Genomic DNA, 16,005 nt, shown 5'->3' on the forward strand with positions numbered 1-16,005 from the left:
TGCGATCTTAACGGCAACGGGCGCCCTCCGTGGAGGACGCCCGTCACGTTTGCGCAGATCAGTATCAGTCTTCGGACTTGCCAGACTGCAGGCCCGCCGAGATCAGGTCCATCACCGACGAGTCGGCCAGCGTGGTCACGTCACCGACGGCGCGGTTCTCCGCGACGTCGCGCAGCAGGCGGCGCATGATCTTGCCGGACCGCGTCTTCGGCAGCTCCGGCACGACCATGATCTGGCGCGGCTTCGCGATCGGGCCGATCTCCTTGGCCACGTGGTCGCGCAGCCGCTTGATCGCGTCGGCGCCACCGGCGTCGGAGCCCGCGCCACCGCGCAGGATCACGAACGCAACGATGCCCTGGCCGGTGGTCGCGTCGGACGCGCCGACGACGGCCGCCTCGGCCACGGTCGGGTGCGAGACCAGCGCGGACTCGACCTCGGTGGTCGAGATGCGGTGGCCGGACACGTTCATCACGTCGTCGACGCGGCCGAGCAGCCAGATGTCGCCGTCGTCGTCGTACTTCGCGCCGTCACCGGCGAAGTAGAAGCCCTGCTCGGCGAACCGCGACCAGTACGTCTCGCGGTAGCGCTCCTCGTCGCCCCAGATGCCGCGCAGCATCGACGGCCACGGCTCGTCCAGCACGAGGTAGCCACCGCCACCGTGCGGAACCTCGACGCCCTCGTCGTTGACGACCTTCGCGCCGATGCCGGGCAGCGGGCGCTGAGCCGAACCGGGCTTGGTCGAGACGACACCGGGCAGCGGCGAGATCATGATCGCGCCGGTCTCGGTCTGCCACCACGTGTCGACGATGGGCGCCTTGCCGCCGCCCACGTTCTCGCGGTACCAGATCCACGCCTCGGGGTTGATCGGCTCGCCGACCGAACCCAGCACGCGCAGCGACGACAGGTCGAACTTCGCCGGGATCTCCGCGCCCCACTTCATGAAGGTGCGGATCAGCGTCGGCGCGGTGTAGTAGATGGAGACGCCGTACTTCTGCACGATCTCCCAGTGGCGGCCCTCGTGCGGGGTGTTCGGCGTGCCTTCGTAGACGACCTGCGTCACGCGGTTCGACAGCGGGCCGTAGACGATGTAGCTGTGGCCGGTGACCCAGCCGATGTCCGCGGTGCACCAGTAGACGTCGGTGTCCGGCTTGAGGTCGAACACGTGGTGCTGCGTGTACGACGCCTGCGTGAGGTAGCCGCCGGACGTGTGCAGGATGCCCTTCGGCTTACCCGTGGTGCCCGAGGTGTAGAGGATGAAGAGCGGGTGCTCCGCGTCGAACGCCTCCGGGGTGTGCTGGTCGGACTGCGAGTCCACCAGCTCGTGCCACCAGACGTCCTTGTCCATCCACGCGACCTCGGTGTCGGTGCGCTTGACGACGATGACCTTCTCCACGGACGGCGCGCCGGCGACGGCCTCGTCCACGGCGGGCTTGAGCGGCGCCGGGGTGCCACGGCGGTACTGGCCGTCGGTGGTGATCACGAGACGGCAGGCGGAGTCCTCGATGCGGGTGCGCAGCGCCTCGGCGGAGAAGCCGCCGAACACGACGCTGTGCATCGCGCCCACGCGGGCGCACGCGAGCATCGCGAAGATCGCCTCGGGGATCATCGGCATGTAGATCGCGACGCGGTCCTCGGCGCCGATGCCGAGCGAGGTCAACGCGTTCGCGGCCTTGGAGACCTCGCGCTGCAGCTCGCCGTAGGTGATGGCTCGGGAGTCGCCGGGCTCGCCCTCCCAGTGGATGGCGACCTGGTCACCGTGGCCGGACTCGACGTGGCGGTCGACGCAGTTGTAGGCGACGTTGAGCTTTCCGCCCACGAACCACTTGGCAAAGGGCGCGTCCGACCAGTCGAGCACCTGCGTCCACTTGGTGTCCCAGTGCAGTCGTTCCGCCTGCTTGGCCCAGAACGCCTCGCGGTCTGCCTTGGCCTCCTCGTAGAGGGCGGGCTGCGCGTTCGCCTGCGCCGCGAACTCATCGGAAGGCGGGAACGTCCTGCTCTCCGTGAGCAGGTTGTCCAGGGCTTGGCCCTGGCCTGGCGACTGGGTCATGGTGCGAGACCTCCTGGAAAATCCAGACCGGTTGGGGTGCGGGTACTGACCGTAGTGCGAGCCAGTTCACTTCCAACAGGCTCTTCCCCCGAAAGGTTCAGACCAATCTGGGGTGGATGGAAACACGGCTGTCATTGTGTAACCGGTTTTGTCTGGTTGAAGCACGTGTGACGCGTTGAACGGACGAAGTTGCGCGCTCAACGGTCTGATCAGTGAGCTGGATCACGCGTTTCACCTGGTCAGGTACTCTGCGCGACCGTGACCGATCCCCTCGCTCCGCTGCTTTCCTTGCCCGGCGTGGCAGACGCCGCGAACGCCGCCAAGGACGCCGTCTTCCAGGTGCACCGCCATCGGGTGAACCTGCGTGGTTGGGCCACGACCGCGGCGGAAGCGTCGGTCCGCGCGGCCCGTGCGTCGGCCGCGCTGGAGGGCGGGTCGACCGAGATTCCGGAGTCCGGCGAGGTCTCGGACCCCGTGCTGGCAGGGTCTTTGCGGATCGCCGAGGCGCTGGGCGGACTCGTCGGCACGTGGCAACGCGCGCCGTTGCAGGCACTGGCCAGGCTGCACGTTCTCGCCGCCGCGGACCTGACGTCCGAGGTCGGCAGGCCGCGCGTGTCCGAGGACGTGTCGTCACGGCTCGACCTGATCGGGTCGTTGGTCACCGGTGGAACGTCCGTGCCGGCGCCGGTTCTGGTCGCGGTGGTGCACGGCGAGCTGCTCGGGCTCGCGCCGTTCGAGGTCGCCAACGGCGTGGTGGCCCGTGCCGCTGCCAGGCTGACCTCGATCTCCACCGGCCTCGACCCCAAGGGCCTCGGCGTGCCGGAGGTGGCGTGCCTGCGCCGATCCGCCGAGTACGAGGCTGCGTCCGTGGCGTTCGCGTCGGGAACGCTTGACGGCCTGACTCAGTGGATCCTGTTCGTGTGCTCCGCCCTGGAGGCGGGCGCCCGCGAGGCGAAGAGCATCGCGGACGCCGCACTCACCGGGTGACGTCCGCGAGGATCTCCGCGGCCTTGATCGCGTCCTCGTCGGTCACGTAGAGCGGGGCGAACCCGAACCGCAGGACGTCCGGCGGCCGGTGGTCGCCGATGACGCCACGCGCGATCAGTTCCCGCATGACCGTTCCGGCGTCCGGGCAGCGCACCGAGATCTGGTTGCCGCGGACCTCGGGCGTGATCACCTCGAGGCCGGTCAGCTTCTCGACGTGCTTGCGGAACAACGCGGTCAGCGCCAGGCCGCGCTGCCTCAGTTCGGCGAGGTCCACGTCGTCCCACACGTCCAGTGCCGCGTCGAGCGCCAGCATCGACAGGATGTCCGGCGTGCCCACCCGCGCGCGGACGATGCCGGGATCCGGTTCGTAGGCCGGCTCCATCGCGAACGGCTCGCGGTGGCCGTTCCAGCCGGACAACGGGTTCTCGAAGGTGCCCTGCTTGTGCTGCGGCACGTAGATGAACGCGGGTGAGCCCGGTCCGCCGTTGAGGAACTTGTAGGTGCAGCCGATCGCGAAGTCCACGCCGAGTGCGTCCAGCTCGATGGGCAGCACGCCCGCGCTGTGGCAGAGGTCCCAGACCACCTGCGCGCCAACGCCGTGCGCCTGCTCGGTGAGCGCCTTCATGTCGTGCAGCTCGCCGGTCCGGTAGTCGACGTGGTTGAGCAGCACCACGGCGGTGTCTTCCGTCAGGTCCAAAGAGGACGGGCGCGCTGCACGGATCTTCAGCCCTGCCAGCGAGGCCACGGACTGCGCGATGTACCCGTCGGTCGGGAACGTCGACTCGTCGCACACGATCTCGGTGCGGCTGGTGCCCTTCACCGCTCCCATCAACGCCTTGAAGACGTTGACCGACGTCGAGTCACCGACCACGACCTGGCCGGGTGCGGACCCGATCAGCCGGCCGATCCGGTCGCCGATCCGTTGCGGCGCCTCCCACCAGCCCTCGGTCCACGACCTGATCAGCCGCTCACCCCACTGGTGCTTCACGACTTCCTGCATCCGCTCGGCGACGTGCCTCGGTGGTGCGCCGAGGGAGTTGCCGTCCAGGTAGATGACACCTTCTGGAATGTCGAACAGCTCCCGCTTCACACGTAGCTCCTCGCGGTCCACAGCTCCGGGAACACCGATCGTTGGGTGCGCTTCTCCAGCCATGCAACACCAGCGGAGCCGCCGGTGCCGACCTTCGCGCCCATCGAGCGGCGGGTCGCGAGCAGGTGGTCGTAGCGCCAGCGTGCGAACTCCTCGGCGATGTCCGTCAGCGCCTCACCGAGTTCCAGCAGGTCGCGGTCGTCGCCGCGGTAGATCTCCGCCCACACCTGCTCGACCTCGGGCGACGCCTCGTACGCCTTCGTCAGGTCGCGCTCCAGCACCGCGTCCGGAACGTCGAAACCGCGGCGCTTCAACGCGGCCAGCACGTCGTCGTACAGGGACGGCAAGCCCAGCGACTTCTCCAGCTGCGCGTGCATCGCCGGCACCGCCCGGTGCGGCACGAGCATCGACGCGGACTTCTCGCCGAGCAGGAACTCCATCTCGCGGTACATGCCCGACTGGAAGCCAGAGCCCTCGCCGAGCGCGTCGCGGAACGAGTTGAACTCGGTCGGCGTCATGCGCGCGATCGGCCGCCAGGCCGCGGACAACGCCTGCAGGTGCAGGTCGGACCGGCGGAGCGTGCGGACGGCACCGCGGAGGTCGTTCTGCCTGAGCTCGGTCTGGGCCTGCCTCCACTCGAAGCAGAGCAGGCCGAAGTACAGCTCCATCACCTGCGTGATGACCAGGAACGACATCTCGCGCGGATCTTTGGACCACTGCTGTTGAAGGGTGTGCAGCACCGACGCGTGCACGTAGTCCTCGTACGGCGTGGTGCCGCCGAAATCCAGCTTGGGGGACACGGGGCAGCTCATGCCCTCAATCCTCCTTCCTGGCGGGCTTCACCTGAATGGACGACGAAAGGCGTTCGCCCCGAACTTCTTTCAAACGCAAAACCGATCGGCGAGTAGCTTTGTGTTCATGTTGGACGAGGTCGACAAGGCCCTGTTGGAGGCACTCCAAGAGGATGCGCGCCTGTCGTACAACGAGCTCGCACGCCGGGTCCACGTCTCACCGCCGACGGTCGCGCAACGGGTCCGACGGCTGGAGAACATGGGCGCGATCACCGGCTATCGCGCCGTGGTCGACCCGACCGTCGTCGGGCGTCCTGTCGTCGCGTTGGTGCGCATGAAGTGCTACGGCCCGCGGTGCATCACGGTCCATCCCGAGCTGCTCGACGACCTCCCCGAGGTGGTGGAGGTGGTGCGGCTGACCGGCGACATCTGCTCGGTGGTGAAGGTCGTCACGACGTCGATCGTCGAGCTGGAACGGCTGTTGGTCCGCCTGGCCGCGCACGGGGAGACGTCGAGCGCGATGGTGCTGTCGACGCCGATCCCGTGGCGTCCGGTCCTACCCGGCTAGCCGGCCCAGAGCGTTGCGGACGTGGCCCTTCGTGTCCTGCAGAACCGCGGCCGCACGTTCGGTCGGTTCGCCCGACAACAGGTGCACCAACGCCACCTTCAGGTCGCCGGACGACTCGGCCAGCGCCCGCTCGCAGTCGTGGATCGGCAGGCCGGTGGCCTCGTGCAGGATCCGGATCATCCGCCCGCGCAGCTTCGCGTTCGTCGCCCGCATGCTGACCATCAGGTTCGAGTAGGTGCGGCCGAGCTTCACCATGACCGCGGTCGAGAACGACGTCAGCACCAGCTTCTGGGCCGACCCCGCCTTCATCCGCGTGGAGCCGGCGATGGCCTCCGGGCCGGTGTTCAACGTGACCAGGACGTCCGGCGAGAACGGCACCGACTCGTTGTTCGACACCAGCACCGTGCGGGCGCCAAGCGCTTGCGCCTCTTCCAGCGCGCCGATCACGAACGGCGTGCGCCCAGACGCCGTCACGCCCACCACCAGGTCTTTCGCGGTGGCGTGCCGGCGGATCTGAGTCGCGCCGGAGTGGTCCTCGACCTCCTCGACCGCGCGGACGAGGGCCTCGGAGCCGCCCGCGTGGTGGGCGACGAACCAGTCGGCCGGTGCGTTGAACGTGGGCACCAGCTCGGCGGCGTCCAGTGTCGCGAGCCGGCCGGACGTGCCGGCTCCGACGTAGTGGACGCGGCCGCCGGACATGATCGCGGTGACGCCGAGGTCGACCGCCAGGGCCAGCTCCGGCAGCGCCGCGGCGACGGCCGACGGGACCGTGCGGTCCTCGTCGTTGATCATGCGCAGCACGTCGATCGTGGGTACCCGGTCGATGTCCGTCGTGCGGGGGTTCCGTTGCTCGGTCGGAGATTCCACGCGCACCACCACACCGTTCCGGGGGGAGATCATTTAGTCGTCTCCCGCGGCGCCGGCGGCCGTCTGGTCTCGCACCCAGCCGGTGGCCGGACACCGCTTCGTAGGTCGCCTCCAGCGCTGTCTTCGCCGTGTCCACGTGGTGCTGGGCGACGCCGATGAACAGGCAGTCGATCACCGTGAGCTGCGCGATGCGGCTCGCCATGGCGCCGGAGCGGAACGTGGTCTCGCGCGCGGCCGTGGTCAGCACGTGGTCGGCGACCTCGGTGATCGGGGAGCGCGGGAAGTTCGTCAGCGCGACGGTGGTGGCTCCGGTCTCGCGGGCGACGCGGAGGGCCTCGACGGTCTCCGCGGTCGAGCCGGTGTGCGAGATGCCGACGGCGACGTCCGCGCTGGTCAGCACGGCGGCCGAGGTCAGCGCGATGTGCGTGTCGTTCCACGCGAAACAGGTGAGGCCGATGCGGTGCAGCTTCTGCTGCAGGTCGAACGCCACGAAAGCGCTCGCACCGAAGCCGTAGACGTCGACGCGGCGGGCGCCCGCGACCGCCTGGACCACCTTGTCGAGCGACTCGATGTCGAGCTGCTCGGCGGTCTCCTCGACGGCGCGGGCGTCGGCGAACGCGACCTTGCCGACGACCTGCTTCAGGTCGTCTCCAGGGCCGATGTCGCCACCCATGTCGTGGTTGGCCCTGGCCTGGCTGCGAGCGGTGTCGGCGGCGAGCGCGATGCGCAGCTCCGGGTACCCGCCGACGCCGATGGCCTTGCAGAACCGCGTCACCGTCGTCTCACTCGTGCCCGCCTGCTCGGCGACCTCGGTGATGCTGCGGTGCGCGACCGTTCCCGGGTTTTCCAGCACCACCTTCGCGACGCGCTGCTCGGCGCGCGCGAGACCCGGCAGCAACGACCGGATCTTCACCAGTGGGCTGGACTCGGCACTGCTTTCAGTGGACACGTGGGAAACTTACTAACCGCAACTCCGAGGGTCAACGGAGTGTGGGTGCAACTCACCCCAACTGTGTCCGAAAGTCACCCTGTCGGGGCGAATCTCGGGCGGCATGTCACCGAACGTCGGGCACCTTCCTGGTGGACACGGCGATCCGGTTCCACGAGTTGATGGTGAAGATCAGCGCGATGAGCTGGGCGAGCTCTTCCTCGTCGAAGTGCTTCGCGGCCAGCTCGTAGACCTCGTCGCTGACGTACTCGTGGCTGCTCAGGACGGTGATGGCCTCGGTGAGGCGCAGCGCGGCCTGCTCCTTCTCGGTGTAGACGTCGCCTGCTTCCTCCCACGCGTTGAGCAGGTAGATGCGAGCCTCGGTCTCACCACCCTTTCGGGCGTCGACCGTGTGCATGTTGAGGCAGTAGGCGCAGTGGTTCAGCTGGGAGGCGCGGATGCGGACGAGCTCGGCGAGCTGCTCGTCGAGCCCTTCGCGGGAGGCGGCGTCGAGGGCGATCATGGCGCGGTAGACCTTCGGAGCCTTCTTGGCGAGGTCGATTCGGTTCGTCATGTGTATGAAGTTAGGCCGCTGATTGGCTCTGGGCGTGGTGCAATTCGGTCGTGGAATCGTGGGCCAATCTTGACTTCCACCTGGACCTGTCCGGTCCGGGTGGCCTGCGGCACCGGTTGACGGCGTCGCTGCGGGAAGCGGTCCGTTCGGCACGGCTGCCGCCAGGGACGCGGCTGCCTGCGTCACGCTCGCTCGCGGCCGATCTCGGGATCGCGAGGAACACCGTCGCTGAGGCGTACGCGGAGCTCGTGGCGGAGGGGTGGCTGACCGCGCGTCAAGGTTCCGGGACCGTTGTCGCGCAACGGGTCGAGCCGCCTCCGCCGGTCAAGCGCAGGGCGGTTCCGGACGTGCGGTTCGACCTCACTGTCAGCACACCGGACATCACCGAGTTCCCGCGCGCGGAGTGGGTCAGGTCGACGCGGCGGGCGTTGATGGCGGCGCCGTCGGAGGCGTTCGGGCCGGGTGATCCGCAGGGGCGGATCGAGCTGCGGACGGCGCTGGCCGAGTATCTGGCACGGGCACGTGGTGTGCGGGCTGATCCCGAACGGATCGTGGTGTGCTCGGGGTTCGCGGACGCCGTCCGCATGTTCAACCGGCTGCTGAAGCCGCCCGTGGTCGTCGAGGAGTACGGCCTGGAGTTTCATCGCTCGTTGTGGACCTCGACGGTGCCACTGCCGGTGGACGACCACGGTGCGAACACCGAACAGTTGCCGGATGACCGACGGGCCGTGGTGATGACACCGGCGCACCAGTTCCCGTTGGGCGGGCCTCTGCATCCACGGCGTCGTGCGTCGGCGGTGGAGTGGGCGCGGCGGGTGGACGGACTTGTGCTGGAGGACGACTACGACGGCGAGTTCCGCTACGACCGGCAGCCTGTCGGTGCGGTGCAGGGCCTTGATCCCGAACACGTCGTCTACCTGGGCACGTCCAGCAAGGCGTTGTCGCCGGCGCTGCGGATCGCGTGGACGGTGCTGCCGGACCGGTTCGTCGATCCCGTGCTGGCCCTGAAAACCGATCGCGAGCAGTACATCAGCATGCTCGATCAGCTGACGTTGGCCGATTTCCTGGAGTCTGGGGCGTACGACAGCCACGTCCGGCGGATGCGGCTCAAGTACCAGCGGCGTCGTGATCGGCTCGTGGAGGCGGTTTCGCCGTACGCATCGGTGTCCGGTATCGCCGCCGGGATGCATGCTGTGCTTGATACGCCACACGAAACCGCGATCGTTCAGACCGCGCGTGAACGTGGGATCGAGGTCAGTTCTCTCTCGTCGTTCCGCCACGAGCTGAGCGACGACGACCGCACCGGAATCGTGGTGAGCTTCGGAGCGCCCGCGTTTCCACGGGCGCTCGCGTCGTTTACCGAGGTGCTAGCGGCGTGCTGCTGACCAGCCGTCGGCCACGACATCGCCGCGGGCGTGGACGTAGACGCCACGGCCGTTGTACTGGCCCGCCTTCGTGTAGACGAACCTGGTCTTGACGGCTTCCGTTGGTACCCAACGGCGATTCGTCGTCGTGATCGTGCGGACGTCCTGCCACCCGGTGCCGTTCCAGTGCTGGATCGTCAGCTTGTCGCCCTTGTCGACGTCGACGAAGACCTCGACCGGGCGTTCTGCGGTGAGGGTGCCGCCGGAAGTCGTTGCACGCCACTGCTTTCCGTGCGACTTGACGGCGAGCGCGTTGGCAAGGCCGTCGGCGACGACCCGGCGGGCGGGGTTCACGCTGCCCCAGTCGCGGCTCGGGTGCACGCGGTTGCTGAGCAGGATCGCGATCGACCGGGAGGCCTTGTCGATCACGAACGACGTGCCGGTGTAGCCGGTGTGGCCCGCCGTTCCCATCCCGCTCAGCCCGCCCATGTACCACCGCTGGTCGAGCTCGAAGCCGAGCCCGTGGGCGTTGTCGGGGAACTGCTGGTTGAAGTTCGTGAGCATCAGCTCGACGGAGTGCTCGGTCAGGATCCGGCGGCCCTGGTAGGTGCCGCCGTTGAGGATCGTCTGCCCGAGGATCGCCAAGTCTTTGGCCGTGCCGAAGACACCCGCGTGGCCGGCGACTCCTCCGAGGGACCACGCGTTCTCGTCGTGCACCTCACCGCGGACCATGCCGCGTGGTGGTGCGGACTGGAACTCCGTTGCGGCAGTGCGGTTCTTGGCCTTCGGGTTGTAGCCGGTGTCCTTCATGTTGAGCGGCCTGGTGATGCCATCTCGTACGGCTTGGTCGAGCTTCTTGCCGCTGACCTTGTGAACGAGCTCTCCGAGCGTGATCAGGTTCAGGTCGGAGTAGACGTACGCGGTGCCAGGCGTGGACTTCGGCTTCACGTCCATCACGGCTTTGATGCGTGACGGGACGTCCGCGTACAGCTTCCACAACGCGATGAACGGTTCGAGGCCGCTCGTGTGTGTGAGGAGCTGCTTGACGGTGATGTTCTCCTTGCCGTTCACGCCGAACTCGGGCAGGTAGTGGGCGACCTTCTCGTCGATGTTCACCCGGCCCTGCTCGACCTGCTGGATCACCGCGATCGACGTGAAGAGCTTGGAGATCGAGGCGAAGTCGAAGATCGTGTCCTTCCGCATGGGGACGCGTTCTTCTTCTGGCAGCTGGGTTTGCTGATCCTTGTAGAGAACTGCGTAGCCCGTGCGGTCGTGCGTGACGATCTTGCCGTCGTGCACGTACATCGTGACGGCGCCGGCGAAGAGCGGTTTGCCGTTGGCCTGGGGTTTGGTGAAGTCGCGGACCTGGCGCAGTGCCGCGTTGATCGGTTCCGGATCCAGGTTGGCCCAGTACGGGTTGGACTCGCGCAACGTCGTTCGCGGGTGCGCGAACCCGTCCTGGGGCTGGTCGAAGTGGCCGGGGATCGCAGCCGTCACGAGTGCGACGGCCAGTGCAGGGATGAGCATGGCGTCCTCACCGGTAGCGCAGGTAGGGCAGGCGGGTGCGGCGGAACTGCTGCAGCTCCTGGTGCCACGCACCGACGATCTCGTTGAGCGGTGCCTGAGCGTCGATCATCTTGCGGAGCCGGTCGGAGCCGCTGAGTTTGTCGATCCAGTTGTCGGGTCGCCACGCGAAAACGCCGGGGTACAAGGACTTCGCGGTGGTGATCATGGCGACTGCCGCCTTGATCGCGTCGAAGGAGTGCGGGTCGGTGACGTGCAGGGTGACACCGCCGCAGGTCTTGCCCTGGAACTTGTTGAACGTCGGCGCGAAGTAGGTCTCGCGAAACCGCACGCCCTCGAGGCTGAGCGCGTTCAGGGATTCGGCCCAGCGCCAGTCGATGCCGGGTGCGCCGACGGTTTCGAACGGACGGGTGGTGCCGCGGCCCTCCGACAGCACCGTGCCCTCGAACAGGCACGTGCCGGGGTAGACCAGCGCGGTGTCCTGGGTGGGCATGTTCGGGCTCGGTGGCACCCATGGCAGACCGGTGTCGAGCTGGTTGCGGCGCCAGCCTCTGACGTTGACCACCTCGAGCTTCGTGGTCAGGTCGAACTCGCCTTTGAAGAACCGGGCCAGTTCGCCGACGGTCATGCCGTGTTGCTGGACGATCGGCTTCAGGCCCACGCCGGTGGCGTACGCCGGATCCAGTTGCGGGCCGTTGGGTGTGCCACCGATGGGGTTCGGGCGGTCGAGGACGATGAAGTCCAGGTTCGGCGCGGCCTGCATCGCCGTGTACATCGACCAGATGTAGGTGTAGAAGCGCGCGCCCACGTCCGCGATGTCGAAGACGACAGTGTCGATGCCCGCCTTGGTGAACATCGCTTGGAGCTTTGTGGCGTTGGCGCCGTACGCGTCGTACACGGGGATACCGGTGCGTGGGTCTGCGTAGTCGCCCTCGGAACCGCCGGCTTGTGCCGTGCCGCGGAAGCCGTGTTCTGGACCGAACACCGCCGTCGGCTTGGCGTTGTGGGCGACCATCGAGTCGACGACGTGGGTCTGGTCCTTGAGCACGCCGGTCGGGTTCGTGAGCACACCGACCTTGCGGCCCTTGAGCTTGCGCCAGCCGTCCTGGGCCAGCTGCTCCGCTCCGGTGGTGAGCTTCGGGGCTGCGGTGGCGGTGCCGGTGGTGGTGACGAGCGGGACTGACAGCGCGCTTGCAGTGAGGAACTGCCGCCTCCTCACCAGGTCACCCCGTGTCCGAACGGGTAGGGCGTCGGGCCTGGCACGTCGACGGGGAGCTTGCCCTGCGGCTTGGTCTCGCCGAGCAGGATCTTGGCCAGTGCCTCCATGGAGACGGTCGTGGTCGAGTAGGTGGCGAGCCACGTCTTGGCGTTGCTGTACGCGACGTCGTACGGGTTGCCCGTGGCGGCGGCGATGACCGGCTTGCCGGTGGCGACCAGCTGGTTGAGCAGGTCGAGCTGGGCGGGCTTGGTGCTCAGTCCGTTGGTCAGCACGACGATCTTGTCCGCGTTGGCCGCCGCGGCGAGTGCCTGCTGGATCTGTGGCGGAGTGGGGCTCGTCGCCGTGACGACCTTCGTGCCCTTGAGCCTGGTCGCGAGGGCGGTGACCGGGGCGTCGCTGGTGCCGACGACCAGGGGAGCGGTGGCGTTCAGCGGGATCGCCTGCGCGTCGTTGCGGACGGCCGTGATCGTGCGGTCGGCGATGCGCTGGGCGGCCTGCGTGTTGGAGCCGACGATCTGGTCGACCTTGTTCACGTCGGTCTCGGCGTTGAGCATGACGCCGCGCAGGAGCTTCATCTTGAGGATGCGCAGCACGCTCTGGTCGATGCGCTGCTCGGAGATCTCACCGCTGCGGACGGCCTTGAGGACGCTGTCGATCGCGAGACCGAGGTTCGGCGGCATCAGCAGCTGGTCGACGCCAGCCTTGATGGCCAGCACCGGGATCTCGGCGTCGGAGTGGAGCTTGCGGACGCCCGCCATCTCCAGCGAGTCGGTGACCACGACGCCGTCGTACTTCAGTTCCTCGCGCAGCAGACCGGTGATGACCTTCGGCGAGAGCGTGGCCGGGTTGCCGGACGGGTCGATCTGCGGCACCTGGATGTGCGCGGTCATGATCGAGTCGATCTTGGCGGCGATGGCGGCCTTGAACGGCGGTGCGTCGATCTGGCGCCACTGGTCGAGGCTGCGGTTGGAGACAGGCAGGCTGGTGTGGCTGTCCTCGGCCGTGTCGCCGTGGCCGGGGAAGTGCTTGGCGGTCGACGTGACCGAGTTCGGGTCGAACCAGCGGCGGCCCTCGTAGCCCTGGACCTGAGCGCTGACCATGTCGGCCGCGAGCTTCGGGTCGCTGGAGAAGCTGCGCACGCCGATGATCGGGTTCGCCGGGTTGGAGTTGACGTCGGCGTCCGGCGCGAAGTTCTGGTTGATGCCCATCGCGCGGAGCTCTTGGGCGGTGATGCGGGCGGCCTCTTCCGCGTCCTGCGTGCCGCGGCCCGCGCCGAGGGCCATGTTGCCCGGCAGTTGCGTGGCCGGCGGGCCGATGCGCGTGACGAGACCCATCTCCTGGTCGGTCGAGATGAGCAGCGGGATTCGGCTGGCCTTCTGCAGGCCGTTGGAGAGCTGCGCGATCTGCTTGGGGGTGTCGATGTTGTCGCGCGTGGAGTTGTTGAAGTAGATGACGCCACCGGGCTGGTACTTGCGCACCATCTCCGCGGCGGTGCCCACTCCGAAGTCCGTCTGGTTCTTGGGGTGCGGGACGTCGGCGGCCTGGCCGTTGACGTACGTGACGAAGAGCTGGCCGACCTTCTCTTCCAGCGACATCCCGCGCAGCGTGGTCACGGAGGCGTCCGCTCTCGCCACCGGCGTGAGGGCGACCATGGCTGTGACCAGCGTGAACGCGGCGATTTTCCGCACTTGGCAGTGCCTCCCGGTGATGTTCCCACAGGTAACTGGCGTAGTTCGCAAGTTACTCACAGCTGCGTGGCGGGTCAACGGGTCGACATTCTGCCGTTCGGCGGCACTTTTTCACCGCACAAGCAAACGGGGCACCCTCGAAAGGGTGCCCCGTCGACAGCGCGGGCTTGCGAGTTACCAAGCGTGCAACTCTAGTCGTACAACCCTGGCCTCGGCGTCCGGCGTCCCGGTACGCAGGCCCTAGACGACAAGCCTCCCGCGGCGTGCTGCGCGTGGGTGCTCGAAGTCCGCGCACGGAGCTTGGCCGGGGTGGATCCTGACTTCTCTTCGTCTGGCCCCTGGCCGACCCGAGGTCCGCACCACCCATTTAAGTGCGTGCGGCCCGTCACAGCAAGGGCTCGGACGGGTGCACCGTTCAAGCCACGTTCAGTAGTGAAAGTACTGGCGTTTCAACGTTTGTGGGCTTTTGTACAGGTTCGGGTACCGCTGACAGGGCGTCACCGTGCACTCACGCGGGCACCACGTGCGCACGGCGTTGCCGCTACTCGCCGGTACCTGTCTCGAAGGCTTCTTCTTGGGTTCCGGGGCTTGACTAACCGCGGTTGCGCTTGCGCCTGAGGCCGTACCAGGCCGCGCCCGCCGCCGCGACCGCGCCGAGGCTGATGGCCGTGACCGCGACCGCCTTGCCCGACGGGGTGGGGATGCGGGAGCGCAGGCTCACCGGGTCCGAGAACTGCAGGACAGGCCAGTCCTTCTGCGCGGCGGTGCGGCGCAGGCCCCTGTCGGGGTTCACGACCGTCGGGTGGCCGACGACCTCCAGCATCGGCAGGTCAGTGACCGAGTCCGAGTAGGCGTAGCTCTTCGCGAGGTCGTAGCCGTGCTCGGCCGCGAGCTGCTTGATCGCGACGGCCTTGTTGTCGGCCGCGCAGTAGAAGTCGATGTCGCCGGTGTAGCGACCGTCCTGGACGACCATCTTCGTGCCGACGCTGTAGTCCGCGCCGATCATCAGGGCAATGGGGGCGACGAGTTCTTCGCCCGACGCACTCACGATGACGACGTCATGACCCTCTGCCTTGTGATCGGCGATCAACTGTGTCGCCTCTTTGTAGACGAGCGGGTCGACGATGTCGTGCAGCGTCTCGTTCACGATGCTGCGGATCTGCTCGACGTCCCAGCCCGCGGCCAGCGCCGTGATGTGCGCGCGCATGCGGTCCATCTGGTCCGCGTCCGCGCCGGCGAGCATGAACACGAACTGCGCGTATGCGCTCTTCAGCACCGCGCGGCGGTTGATCAGCCCCTCCTGGAAGAAGGGACGGCTGAACGCCAGTGTGCTCGACTTCGCGATCACGGTCTTGTCGAGATCGAAGAAGGCGGCGATCCGAGTCATGTAGCTCAGCTTAGGTGTACTCGTCAGTAGGCCGTTCGGGCGGCATTTCGTTTGTGTACGAAACCGTTGTGCCACACGGTTACCGAAACTTGGCTCACAGCTGTTGCCGAAGTTGCGCGCAGCACTGGCGCATGGGGATACAGTAGGAGGGTCCGGTTCGACGGACGGGTTCAGTCCGACCCCCCGGGACTGAACCATTGACGACCCCCGTCCCTCCCCCCTGGCGGGGGTCGTCCCATATCCAGGGCCCGTTTCCCCGTGGCATCGACTGGACCTCTGCCGCCCTTTCCGGGCGTCGCAACGCCAACCCTTCAGAGTCGCACACGACCCCGACAGTTCCGGCGTTCCAGGGTCCTCAAGATCGCGACTTGTCCACACCCGGCGATTTGTCCACATCTGGATCTTCGCTCGTTGTGTCGTTCATCACGACGAACGACGGTGGACCCCATGACCCACCCCATCGCCCTGCTCACCGACCAGAACCTGCTCGACGAGGTCCTCCGCGTAGCCGCCGCGGCCGACTGCTCGCTCTCCTGCGCAGCCGACGTCACGGCGTTGCGCGCGCAGTGGCACACAGCGCCGTTGGTGTTGCTGGACCCGACCGCCGTCTCCGCCTGCCTGGACGCCGGCTTCCCCCGCCGCTCCGGCGTGCTGGTGGTCCACGACGGCGATCCGCCCTGGGCCCCGGCCGTGGCACTGGGCGCCGACGGAGTGCTCGAACTGCCTGTCGAGGGCCGCTCCCTGGTGAGCGCTCTCAGCGACCTGGGCGAGGGCCCACCGTCCGATCGTGGCCGAGTGGTGTCCTTCGTCGGTGGCCGTGGCGGTGCGGGCGCCTCGATCCTGGCCATCGCCTGCGGCCGTGAGGCGGTGGTGGCGTTCGGCGGTGCACTTCTTGAGCTCCACCAACGGTTGTCCCGTTACCACGTAGAGGTGCCACGGCTGGATGTTCGACCCGGACGGCGCCCAGGCCG

General features: G+C 67.8%; 12 protein-coding genes and 2 pseudogenes. 4 read left to right on the forward strand and 10 right to left on the reverse strand.

What is annotated here, in order from left to right; all coding sequences use genetic code 11:
- Positions 1-64 precede the first annotated feature (64 nt).
- On the reverse strand, positions 65-2,047 hold the full coding sequence (gene acs, locus FXN61_RS11945; RefSeq protein ID WP_167973224.1) for an acetate--CoA ligase: 1,983 nt from the start codon (positions 2,045-2,047) through the stop codon (positions 65-67).
- A gap of 258 nt (positions 2,048-2,305) precedes the next feature.
- Here acs and FXN61_RS11950 point away from each other — a divergent pair, with 258 nt between their 5' ends.
- Complete coding sequence (locus FXN61_RS11950; protein ID WP_167973226.1) at positions 2,306-3,034, forward strand: Fic family protein; 729 nt, start codon at positions 2,306-2,308, stop codon at positions 3,032-3,034.
- On the opposite strand, the gene kynU is transcribed toward FXN61_RS11950, so the two are convergent.
- Positions 3,024-4,124: a kynureninase gene (gene kynU, locus FXN61_RS11955; protein WP_312877675.1), complete on the reverse strand. Its 1,101-nt coding sequence runs from the start codon at positions 4,122-4,124 to the stop codon at positions 3,024-3,026. The genes FXN61_RS11950 and kynU overlap by 11 nt on opposite strands.
- Positions 4,121-4,936 (reverse strand): tryptophan 2,3-dioxygenase, encoded by an 816-nt coding sequence (locus FXN61_RS11960; protein WP_167973230.1) that lies wholly within the window; start codon positions 4,934-4,936, stop codon positions 4,121-4,123. The genes kynU and FXN61_RS11960 overlap by 4 nt, the downstream gene beginning before the upstream one ends.
- A gap of 106 nt (positions 4,937-5,042) precedes the next feature.
- On the opposite strand from FXN61_RS11960, the gene FXN61_RS11965 reads away from it, so the two are divergent.
- Positions 5,043-5,483 (forward strand): Lrp/AsnC family transcriptional regulator, encoded by a 441-nt coding sequence (locus FXN61_RS11965; RefSeq protein WP_211257779.1) that lies wholly within the window; start codon positions 5,043-5,045, stop codon positions 5,481-5,483.
- Here FXN61_RS11965 and FXN61_RS11970 read toward each other — a convergent pair.
- From FXN61_RS11970 to FXN61_RS11980, 3 genes and pseudogenes are all read right to left on the reverse strand, one after another.
- Entirely contained in the window at positions 5,472-6,383 is a 912-nt protein-coding gene (locus FXN61_RS11970; protein WP_167973232.1) for an N-acetylmuramic acid 6-phosphate etherase, read from the reverse strand. The two genes, FXN61_RS11965 and FXN61_RS11970, sit on opposite strands and share 12 nt — an antisense overlap.
- 181 nt (positions 6,384-6,564) lie before the next feature.
- Positions 6,565-7,299 (reverse strand): annotated as a pseudogene (locus tag FXN61_RS11975) (MurR/RpiR family transcriptional regulator); the annotation flags it as partial.
- A 106-nt stretch (positions 7,300-7,405) separates the two neighbouring features.
- A complete protein-coding gene (locus FXN61_RS11980) occupies positions 7,406-7,852 on the reverse strand; it encodes a carboxymuconolactone decarboxylase family protein (RefSeq protein ID WP_167973234.1) in 447 nt (148 codons plus the stop codon).
- Between the two features lie 50 nt (positions 7,853-7,902).
- On the opposite strand from FXN61_RS11980, the gene pdxR reads away from it, so the two are divergent.
- Positions 7,903-9,237, forward strand: a complete 1,335-nt coding sequence (pdxR, locus tag FXN61_RS11985) for a MocR-like pyridoxine biosynthesis transcription factor PdxR (protein WP_167973236.1) — start codon at positions 7,903-7,905, stop codon at positions 9,235-9,237.
- On the opposite strand, the gene FXN61_RS11990 is transcribed toward pdxR, so the two are convergent.
- The 4 genes from FXN61_RS11990 to FXN61_RS12005 all read right to left on the reverse strand — a co-directional run bounded on the left by FXN61_RS11990 (position 9,220) and on the right by FXN61_RS12005 (position 15,034).
- The gene (locus FXN61_RS11990) at positions 9,220-10,743 is read right to left on the reverse strand and encodes a serine hydrolase domain-containing protein (protein WP_167973238.1); all 1,524 of its coding nucleotides are present in this window, start codon (positions 10,741-10,743) and stop codon (positions 9,220-9,222) included. The two genes, pdxR and FXN61_RS11990, sit on opposite strands and share 18 nt — an antisense overlap.
- Positions 10,744-10,750: 7 nt before the next feature.
- Positions 10,751-11,959, reverse strand: coding sequence for an exo-beta-N-acetylmuramidase NamZ family protein (locus tag FXN61_RS11995; protein WP_167973240.1), 1,209 nt, complete (start codon positions 11,957-11,959; stop codon positions 10,751-10,753).
- Positions 11,956-13,611, reverse strand: a complete 1,656-nt coding sequence (locus FXN61_RS12000; RefSeq protein ID WP_167973255.1) for a glycoside hydrolase family 3 protein — start codon at positions 13,609-13,611, stop codon at positions 11,956-11,958. The genes FXN61_RS11995 and FXN61_RS12000 overlap by 4 nt, the downstream gene beginning before the upstream one ends.
- Positions 13,612-14,239: 628 nt before the next feature.
- Positions 14,240-15,034 carry an HAD-IB family hydrolase gene (locus tag FXN61_RS12005; protein ID WP_167973242.1) on the reverse strand — a complete coding sequence of 265 codons (795 nt, stop codon included), beginning with the start codon at positions 15,032-15,034 and terminating at the stop codon, positions 14,240-14,242.
- A gap of 447 nt (positions 15,035-15,481) precedes the next feature.
- Here FXN61_RS12005 and FXN61_RS56260 point away from each other — a divergent pair.
- Positions 15,482-16,005 (forward strand): annotated as a pseudogene (locus tag FXN61_RS56260) (hypothetical protein); the annotation flags it as partial.

Source organism: Lentzea indica, assembly GCF_012184385.1.
Classification (GTDB): Bacteria; Actinomycetota; Actinomycetes; order Mycobacteriales; family Pseudonocardiaceae; genus Lentzea; species Lentzea indica.

Coding starts and splice junctions, on each gene's coding strand:
- FXN61_RS11970 (WP_167973232.1), bottom strand. CDS start 6,383: ATGATCTCCCCCCGGAACGGTGTGGTGGTGCGCGTGGAATCTCCGACC.
- FXN61_RS11960 (WP_167973230.1), bottom strand. CDS start 4,936: ATGAGCTGCCCCGTGTCCCCCAAGCTGGATTTCGGCGGCACCACGCCG.
- acs (WP_167973224.1), bottom strand. CDS start 2,047: ATGACCCAGTCGCCAGGCCAGGGCCAAGCCCTGGACAACCTGCTCACG.
- FXN61_RS11990 (WP_167973238.1), bottom strand. CDS start 10,743: ATGCTCATCCCTGCACTGGCCGTCGCACTCGTGACGGCTGCGATCCCC.
- FXN61_RS12000 (WP_167973255.1), bottom strand. CDS start 13,611: ATGGTCGCCCTCACGCCGGTGGCGAGAGCGGACGCCTCCGTGACCACG.
- FXN61_RS11980 (WP_167973234.1), bottom strand. CDS start 7,852: ATGACGAACCGAATCGACCTCGCCAAGAAGGCTCCGAAGGTCTACCGC.
- FXN61_RS12005 (WP_167973242.1), bottom strand. CDS start 15,034: ATGACTCGGATCGCCGCCTTCTTCGATCTCGACAAGACCGTGATCGCG.
- FXN61_RS11965 (WP_211257779.1), top strand. CDS start 5,043: ATGTTGGACGAGGTCGACAAGGCCCTGTTGGAGGCACTCCAAGAGGAT.